Genomic DNA, 2,276 nt, shown 5'->3' with positions numbered 1-2,276 from the left:
AGTCAAAACTCGTGCAGTTTTGACCTTGTCCGTAGCCCCCTGCGAACAACGCAGCGTCACCCTGAGCCAAGCCTGCGTCACTCTGAGCAAGTCGAGGGGTGACTCGGGGAGGCAAAAGGCGTGGCTTCTCGCGCCGGTCATGGTTCGGCTTGCGCCATGACGGGGCAACGCTCACCATGACGTTGCGCATCGGTCGGTCCAACTCTTTCCAAATCTTCCCCTCCCACCGGGAAAATCTTTCCCGATCGCATCCCGGCCACGGTCGCATCGGAAACCGATCCTATCAGCTAACTCGTTGCAAATAAATAGGCTGCCTTCACGTCGCGCCGTTTGGCACGGCCCATGCATTACGGGCCGATGGACAAATGTTTGTAGTGGAGTAACATCGTGGCTGAAACGACCAAAAACACACCGGACCCGGAATCGGGCGCAACCGCCCCGGCGCCAACCGCCGCCAAAAGCGGCCTGATCAAATATATCATATTCGGTCTGGCAGGCGTGATCGCCATCGCCGGTATTGCGTTCGGAACTCTCATGTTCCTCGGGGGCGACAAGCCGACCGCGATCACTCCGACCGAACCCACCGACCAACAACACGCCGAAACCACCCCTGCTGACAAGCCCCTTACTGATGAGGAAGTGCTCGATTCGCTCCTCGCAGCTAGCGAAGGCGACAGCGGCGTGATCGACGCAATCATGGGAAATCTCGCCGTACTCGATTATGAGCCGGACGAGAGCGAGTTAGTCGGACAAGGACACGGAATGTCGGCCGAGGATTCGCTCGAAGCGGCCGACTGGCTTGAAACGGAAAAGAAGCGGCTGACCTTTCGCGAGGATTCGCTCAACATCCGTGAAAAGAAGCTCAATCGCCAGGAACTCCAGATCAACCAGAAGATCCTTCAGATCGAACAGGCCGAATCGGCTCGTGTCGTCAACCTGGCTCGTCTTTACGACGGCATGGACTCCCGCGCAGTCGCGCGCCTGATGTCCAATCTTGATGACAACACCGTCGTCGCGATTATCCCCAGAATGAAAGCGAAAAACGCCGCAGCGGTACTTCAGCTCCTGCCGGCGCAGCGGGCCGCAAACCTTTCGAAACAGATGATTACGATCGCAGAAAAATAGACAATGAATACAGCGCCGACCAACATCCTCAACCTCCTGCTCGGTATTGTCCCGGCCCAGCCCGGCCCGGTCAACAGCGCGGTCGCCCCCACGGGCGAACAGCCGTCGTTTGACCTGCTGTTCGGCTCCTTGCTGGGCGCCAAGACGAGCGGGAACGAGGCGGTCGACACGTTCCTCGGTCAAGCTACCGCTGCGGAACAGACAAGCGAGCCGAAGGCTCTGTTCTCGACCGATCTCAAAGCGTTGCTTGAAGGCCGCTTGCCGCTTCCGACCACGGGTATCCAAAGCAGCCCGGCTCAGGTAGTCTCCAACGCGGACGGTGACGACGACGGCGATTACGCTGCCACTATTAATGGGAAGCAACCGCTGTTCGGCACGGGCGCGATAGAAACGACCAATCCGTTTGCGCCGCTATCACAGCAAAACGACACTCTTGATGTAAGGGCACTCATGGCCCTGATGCCGACCGGCACGGTCGGAACCGCCAACCGTGATCTCAATAGCATACCGGTCGACCTTCCCGAAGGCGACTATCGCATTCTCGACTGGTCGGTGACCAACGGCAATCTCAACCTGCAGCTTGCTTCAGCCGACAGTGCTGCTGATTCGTTGATTCGGGTGTCGTTGCCGCTCAACAGCCTCAATCTGTCGCCGGAGACGGCGAAGTTAGTCAACCCCACCGGCTGGCAGCGGTTCGATCTCGACGGATCCACCGATCAGAGCAGGCAATTGCTCAAAGCTTTTGAAGCCGTCAATCTCAAAGAACTCAAGATAGAGATCGCCAATCCAAGTGTCGCTAACACCGCGACCGATTCTTCCAAGCCGATCCAGCTCACGCTGGTGGCGGCGAATGTCGGTCAGGAAGTGGCGATCAAGGCGAACATCAACCGCAACGAGATTCGCGCTCGAATCAGCACCGATCCCAACGCCATTGCAACGAAATCCGACGGGACTCCCCGGTCATACGGCCAGGGGGAGACGCGAACGGTTGTCAGCGCGCAGGCGGCGATCCTCGGCGCCGGTCGGGCCGGTTCGGCCGATGGCCGCTTACTGAGCGGTTCGACCGTGGGTGGTTTTGACTTGTTCGCAAAAGCCTCGAATGATTCACCCCAGTCCGGGGCGACCGCGCAGGTCGATCAAATGTCGGCGCT

2 protein-coding genes are annotated in these 2,276 nt (G+C 58.9%); both read left to right on the top strand.

The annotated features are described in order from the left end of the window. The first annotated feature begins 387 nt into the window (after positions 1-387). Complete coding sequence (locus tag KKA81_16275) at positions 388-1,125, top strand: hypothetical protein (GenBank protein ID MBU2652484.1); 738 nt, start codon at positions 388-390, stop codon at positions 1,123-1,125. Between the two features lie 3 nt (positions 1,126-1,128). Next, on the top strand, positions 1,129-2,276 hold a 1,148-nt coding region (locus KKA81_16270; protein ID MBU2652483.1), incomplete at its 3' end, for a hypothetical protein.

It is taken from the genome of Bacteroidota bacterium (assembly GCA_018831055.1).
In the GTDB taxonomy this organism is placed as follows: Bacteria; Bacteroidota; Bacteroidia; order Bacteroidales; family B18-G4; genus M55B132.
The sequence above is the reverse complement of the archived record's forward strand: the minus strand, read 5'-3'. Positions and strand labels throughout refer to the sequence as shown.